Source organism: Cetobacterium sp. (assembly GCF_048470075.1).
GTDB lineage: Bacteria > Fusobacteriota > Fusobacteriia > Fusobacteriales > Fusobacteriaceae > Cetobacterium_A.
Genome location: NZ_DBGBQB010000003.1, coordinates 1 through 5,556, shown reverse-complemented (window position 1 = coordinate 5,556; position 5,556 = coordinate 1). Strand labels below are relative to the sequence as shown.

At 31.9% G+C, this 5,556-nt stretch carries 4 protein-coding genes; 1 reads left to right on the top strand and 3 read right to left on the bottom strand.

Annotation, left to right across the window (positions count from 1 at the left end):
* On the top strand, positions 1-1,217 hold a 1,217-nt coding region (locus tag ACMOUI_RS00060), incomplete at its 5' end, for a sensor histidine kinase (RefSeq protein WP_418963704.1).
* A 46-nt stretch (positions 1,218-1,263) separates the two neighbouring features.
* Here the strand turns inward: ACMOUI_RS00060 and ACMOUI_RS00055 are convergent.
* From ACMOUI_RS00055 to ACMOUI_RS00045, 3 genes are read right to left on the bottom strand one after another with little or no spacing between them, the layout of a single operon-like run.
* Positions 1,264-2,754 (bottom strand): BCCT family transporter, encoded by a 1,491-nt coding sequence (locus ACMOUI_RS00055; RefSeq protein WP_418963703.1) that lies wholly within the window; start codon positions 2,752-2,754, stop codon positions 1,264-1,266.
* Between the two features lie 58 nt (positions 2,755-2,812).
* Complete coding sequence (locus ACMOUI_RS00050) at positions 2,813-4,129, bottom strand: glycine/betaine/sarcosine/D-proline family reductase selenoprotein B (protein ID WP_418963702.1); 1,317 nt, start codon at positions 4,127-4,129, stop codon at positions 2,813-2,815.
* A gap of 10 nt (positions 4,130-4,139) precedes the next feature.
* Positions 4,140-5,465, bottom strand: a complete 1,326-nt coding sequence (locus ACMOUI_RS00045; protein WP_418963701.1) for a glycine/sarcosine/betaine reductase component B subunit — start codon at positions 5,463-5,465, stop codon at positions 4,140-4,142.
* Positions 5,466-5,556: the final 91 nt, after the last annotated feature.

Below are 5,556 nucleotides of genomic sequence, written 5' to 3'. Positions count from 1 at the left end.
ATAAATTTTATATATACAGAAAAAAGCAGAATATTATTGAAATTAGAGATAATATAATCAAATTAATTGATAATAAAGAGAAACTTGAAAATTATATCTATTTTGCTGAAGATAATTTCGGAGTTAAAATCGATTTGAATTTTATGCAAAGTAATCGTTCTCATATGAACTCTGGTAGAAAAATTTATAACTCTTTAAAACTCAATGAGTCTCTATTTAAAATTGGTGAAATTGATGGAACTTCTGGTGTAATGTTTATCAGGTATTATGAAAAATTAAATAATGGCTATATGTTAAGTATTCGTAGTTCTATGGCTGTAATAGCAAAACATATTCATGATATCTTTATTTTTAATATCTTCACAGCTTTTTTCTCTCTATTTGTAGGTGGAATTTTAGTTTCTGTATTCTCTAAAAAAATTAATAGAAATATAATGTATCTGAAAACCAATGCAAAAAAAATAGCAAAGCTGGAATATCCCGATAAAATTTCGCTATCCAGTGGAGATGAGTTGGAGGATTTAGCACAAAGTTTAAATGATATGTCCAAAGAATTAGCCTTTGCCATTGAAAATTTAAAACTTTTTGTTTCCAATGCTTCACATGAGTTAAAGACTCCTATCTCTGTTCTATGCCTATATTCGCAGGCTCTAGCTAGGGATAATGTTCCAGATAGTAGAAAAAAAGAGTATTACAAAACAATGCTGGAAAAATCTTTAGAGATGAGAACTCTAACAGAGAGTTTATTAACTCTCTCTAAAATAAATTCTCCAGATTATAAACTACTCTCACAGGATGTGGATATTAATGAGCTGATAAAATCCTCTCTGGAACAGTTTGACTATATAGAATTTGAGAGAAATATAGAGGTTATAACTCATCTCCCAGATATTAAGATATATGGTGATTATAATCTATTAAAAATAGCCATAAATAATCTGATTCAGAATATGTTAAAATATGCTCCTGAAGACTCTGAGGTTGAGATATCTTTAAAAAATGATACACTTATTTTTAAAAACCTTATCACAAAAAAAATTGATAAAAATCTCAAAGATCTATTTGAACCTTTTCAAAGAGGGGAGAATGCTTTAGACGAAAATGCTGAAGGTAGTGGACTTGGATTATCTCTAGTTAAAAAGATTTTAGAGCTACATAAACTGATTTTCTCATTGGAAATAGATGACAACTATTTTGTATTTAAAATTAAAATATAAACATTTTAAGGTTGGCTCAATAAAAAAGCCAACCTTTTAATATTTTCTAACTTTCATTATCTCTTAAAATTTTTATAAAAGATACTATACATAAAATCATTATTAAAGCAAAAGGTAATGCTAAAGCGATTGAAGCTATTTGAAGCATCTGTAATCCATTAGTTGTTCCTATCATCAAAGCAATTGCCATTCCTGATTGTAAAAGTGCCCAGATAATCTTTTTATTTTTATTTGGATTTAAAGCTCCATCAGATGTTAACATCCCTAAAACAAATGTCGCTGAATTTGCAGAAGTAATAAAAAATGTAGAGAGTAAAATCAAAGTAAAAATACTGATATATCTGCCAAATGAAAATTCAGACATAATTATAAAATAAGCCGTTGAAGTAGAATTAACAGCCCTTTTAATCAGTTCTGGACTTGCATTAATAGTTATTCTTCCAAATAGTGAAAACCAGAAAAAAGAAAATAATGCCGGTGCTAATAAAACCCCAGTTACAAACTCTTTTATCGTTCTACCTTTAGAAATTCTTGCTATGAACATTCCAGAAAAAGGAGCCCAAGCAATAAACCAAGCCCAGTAAAAAAGAGTCCATGATTCATACCACTTTGTTCCTCCAAAAGCTCCACTACTAAAAGAGTTTGGAATTAAATTTTGAAAATATATCCCAATTCCTTCCAAGTATGTTTTTATAACTTCAACTGTAGGTCCCATGATAAAAACAAATAAAATTAAAATAGCTGCCAAATATATATTGATATCTGATACAACCTTAATTCCTCTTTCCAAAGGAGTGGATACTGATAAAATAACTATCAAGGTTGTTATTCCTATCAATAATAGCTGTATAAAAGAGTTTTCAGGTATTCCAAATAAAAAATTCAAACCACTATTTATCTGATAAACACCTAATCCTAGGGATGTTACCATTCCACCTATTGTTGCTATAATTGTTAAAATATCTATACTTTTTCCTAAAATACTATTCTGAATACCATTTCCAAATAAAGGAGCTAAGATGGAACTTATAAGACTTTTTTCCCCTTTTTTATGCTGTGTATATGCTAATGTCATCCCAATTATGGCATAGGATGCCCATGGGTGCATACCCCAATGAAGAAAAGATTTATTAAAAGTAAAAACTGCAGCTTCAATTGTCAATGGAATAGCTCCTAATGGATTTAAGTAATAGTTTGCTGGTTCTGCAACTCCCCAAAATATAAGCCCAACACCCATTCCTGCACTAAAAAGCATTGCAAACCAAGAAAAAAATGTATATTCTGGTTTTTCATCTTCTTTTCCAAGTTTTATATCTTTAAATCTGCTGAAATACCCTATCCAAATTGAAAAAGCCAAAAATACTGTCATTGATATGGTATAAACCCATCCAAAATTAACTGAAATTATATTATTTAAGACAGTTGTCATATGTTCAAAAGATTCTGAGAAAAAAATACCATAGACTATTATTAAAAAAATGATAATTAAAGATACTTTAAAAACACTGTCGTTATTTCTATCCAATTTTCTATCCAATTATATCTCCTTTTAAAACTCTTAATATTATATATCCAATAAAAAAGAGATTTTACTTCTATATTTTTACTTCAAAAACCTTTTGATTCTCTACTGGAACTGTCAAAGATTTTAAGGCAACTCCAACTCTATGATATCTAAGTTTCCACTGCTCTTTTTCTGAAGTATTTGGATCTCCTAGCGGATAGGGAATAGATATTGTAGGCACAATTCTATTGGCACCAACACTAAGTGCCACAGGAATTAAATTGGCCATTTGTACCACTGGTATACCAGCACTCTCTATTGTTTTTACCATCGTTGCTCCACAACGAGTACAAGTTCCTCAAGTGGATGTTAATATCACTCCATCTACATTGTGATCTTTCAAATAAACTATCATCTCCTCTGCCATTCTCTTTGCTTCAGCTTCTGTCGTTCCTGTTCCAACTGTTGTATAAAAGTGTGTATCAACTTTTCCAATAATCCCCTCTTTTTCATAGGCTCTTAAAGCATCCAGTGGTACACAAACATTTGGGTTAGCATCTGCTGCTGATGGATCATATCCAGCATGAATTGTTTTAAATATCTTCGATTCTAATCTTTCAAAATTACTTATATCATACATACCCCAACGAGTTGCTGAAGCTGATTGAATTCTATCTGGATTTTCTGATGGAACAACTCCACTTGATGTAACAAGAGCTATTTTCGATTCTTTTAGATTCGTTAATGGTGGTGCTGGTGGAACTCTATCCACTTTAGGAATAATCAATTCCGATATATAATTTTCATTATTTATTTTTTTTAATAGCATATCTACCGCTCTTTTTGATGCTTGACCTATCTCATTTGAAGGTGGAATTTGGTGTCTTATCCCCCTTCCAAAATACCGTTCTTTTTCTGCCCAATACAGTTCTGTTTGATTAAACTTTTTATTTATATAGTTAGTCATTATTTTTATATCATCTTTCATTGATGCTGCACTCTTTCCACCTTTAAAAATAATCAAATCCTTTTTAAACATGTTCACACCTGGATTTTCCTCATGCATAGAGCTAAATACTGGGATATTATATTTCTCTCCAATAACTTTCCCAATTGCTCCACAAGCAACTCCATATCTTCCAGCATAAAATGCTGGCCCTGCTATAAAAAAATCCATTTTTAAATCTTTAATTAACTCTAGAATTTTATCAATTGCCTCCTCTATATTTGATGCTATATAATTGTCACCACAAACAATAGTATGAGTAATCTCTGCTCCATTAAGATATTTATTAAAAAGTAATCCAGCTCCCGCTGTTCCACTCAATAATACTGGATTAAAATCAGCTTTCTCCTCTCCTCCAATACCTGCAAAAAATTGGTTTATATAAAGAACACCTTTCCTCATAATCTCCTCCTTAATATTCAACTACTGTTTTTTTAGACCATCCTACAACTTGATCTCCACAGAACATACAGTTATTTTCTATAATAATTGATCCATCTTCAGCTACAGAGGGTCCTAATTTTTCATCTCCTTCCCACCCACCAGAAAGTCCATCTCGCCCAATTGATTCAAATTCGCCTATCACTTCATCCATAGGTGGTAAATATAAAAGTTGAGAAACATTTCCACATGAAACTATGGCATTTGCCTGCTCATTGAGAACAACTAATGGTTGAGATTTCCCATCTCGACCAGTACATTCATTTGTCATTCCAACAGTTTTAACTCCTGCATCTTCTAAAGCACAAAAACATGCAATGAAATCCGCATCAGGATTTCCGTATCCCTCCTCTGCTAAAATTGCTCCGTCTGCTCCTAAAGATTTCGCAATTTGAGCTACATAGAGAGCCGCTCTATTTTTCTGTTCTAAAGAAACATTTAAGTTGGATACAATTACTCCCAAAAAATTAAGTGTTTTTCCATGTTCAGAATAAAGTTCCTTTATCGTTGGTAAATTTTGCATATCATATGTTGACCATTTAGAAGAGGAAGGCATGAATGAGCCTCCAATTATCGCTCCATCTAAGATTTCATTTGGGTGCATAAAAGTTGGAAGTGTTCTATTCATATCCCAACCATAAAGTAGGTCATTATATCCCAACATCTCCATTTGTGACTGAGCTTGCATAACATATACAACGCTTGGAAGATCAGTTGTATTTTTATTCCTTTTTGTTATGGGTGTTAGCTCAAAAATCTCTCTACTCTCCGGTATTAACTCCTTAACACTCCTTCCTATATACTCCGCCAATCGCATAGCTCCCCATCTTAAAGCCCTATTTTTTTTCTGCTGTTCTCTCTGTTCAAACTCTTCATTTGTATTAGCTACAAGACAGACATTTATAAGCTTTGAAAAATATGAATAATCTGCTCCTTCTCCACTCATATCAACAAGTCCATCTCCAAAACTTCCCCAATGTTTTCCAACAGCCATAACACTCATATTTTTTAGTGCATATAATTTCCCATCTCCAGCTTGCTCCAATGTCCCAGTAACCCCTGGAAATAAACATCTCCCATCCACTCTAACCCTTGCTTCAATAGCTTCTTTAATAGGAACAATTCTTTTACTCTCACCAGGTTTTGCTATAACAATATCTGCTTCAACTATAGAATCATCTTCCATTATAAAATCCAATGCCTCTTTTTTATTAATAGTAAGAACTCCCTGTGAGTAAGAGTTGATATCACCAAAACGGACATCATTCACATAAAAATTTCCAATCTCTAACCTCATTTAACAGCCTCCTTAATATTGTGCATTTTTATTTAAAAATATAGTGTTCTAAGTTTATATATTAGCTATTTATATTTAGTTCTCCTTATAT